Origin of the sequence: Mesorhizobium sp. M7A.F.Ca.CA.002.09.1.1, assembly GCF_003998555.1 — a bacterium.
Taxonomy (GTDB): domain Bacteria; phylum Pseudomonadota; class Alphaproteobacteria; order Rhizobiales; family Rhizobiaceae; genus Mesorhizobium; species Mesorhizobium ciceri.
The window spans coordinates 1-1194 of sequence record NZ_RZRR01001255.1 but is presented as its reverse complement, the minus strand read 5'-3'; the positions used below and the strand labels follow the sequence as shown (position 1 = coordinate 1194).

At 66.9% G+C, this 1194-nt stretch carries 1 pseudogene; it reads right to left on the bottom strand.

Annotated elements, in window-relative coordinates:
- Nucleotides 1-1194 (bottom strand): annotated as a pseudogene (locus EN994_RS32295) (hypothetical protein); the annotation flags it as partial.

The window sequence follows — 1194 nt, the reverse complement described above, 5'->3', positions numbered from 1 at the left end:
GTACCGGAGGTGAGGATGGAGGCGCCGTTGCCGAAGCCGATGATCGACTGGCCGGAATCGAGCGTGAACGGGGTGCCGCTGAGATCGACGGTGCCGACAAAGGCGAAGTTCAGCGTGCCGGTCATGGCATCGGCCTCGGCGACCGTGTAGGTGGTCACGTCGGCGCTGAGCCCGTCCGTGTTGGCGTGGACGATGCCACCGCCCTGGGAAATCATGATGGTCCCACCGACCGCGCTGGCCAGATGGGCGGCGCCGGTGAAGTTGACGTCGTCGAAATCATAATTGCCGAGCGTCGGATCGAGCCCGATCGTGTTGACGGTGTAGCCGCCGGCGGCGGCGCTGATGGAGGACTGCAGCCCATCGGCGGACGTGCCGTCGCCGAAGGTGAAGTTGGCGTTGGCCGAGGTCGCGGTGGCGCCGCTCGACGACAATTCGACGCCGACGCCGACATTGGAAATGCTGGAGCCGCGCAGGAAGGTGATGGTCTTGTTGCCGGTCGTCGACGACAGGTCGATGCCGCGCGAGGTCAGGCTGCCGGTGCCGGTGATCGTGGTCAGGCCGAAATCGGCCCTTGTCGAGGAACCGCTCGAGGAACCGCTGAAGTCGATGCCGGTCTGGTTGGCGCCAACCTCGTCGATCGTGGTCGTGCCGAAGCTGATATGTTCGTTGATGTCGAGGAACTCGATGCCGGCGGTGCTTGCCGCTCCCAGCGTAACCTGGGTTGTGCCGAAGGTGACCGTGCCATTGTCGGCAATGAAGATGCCGGTGCCGCCAGGCGTCGTCACGGTGACCTCGCCAAAGCTCGCCGATGCCGTGCTGGCGACATTGGTGACGGACAGGCCGGTGCCCGTGGCATTGGTGATCGACAGCGGCGCGGTCACGTTCAACGTCGCGGTGCCGCCGAGGCTGCTGACAAGCGCCCCGCCGCCACCCGTCGCCGACAAGGTCGGGCCAGTGAAGCTGATGGCGCCGCCGGCCGGGGTCAGCGTCGATCCGACATCGAACAGATCGCCGGTGCCGGTCGAGGTGACCGTACCGCTGAAGGTCACCGAGCCGCCGGTGGTGCCGTCGACCTTGACCGCCGCGCCTGGCGCGGTTGCCGAGCTGGAGATGTTGGCCGCTACGCCGACTGTCGCGCTGCCGCCGGAAACGACGACACCGTCGCCAGCGCCCGAATTGGTGATGGTGCCGCCG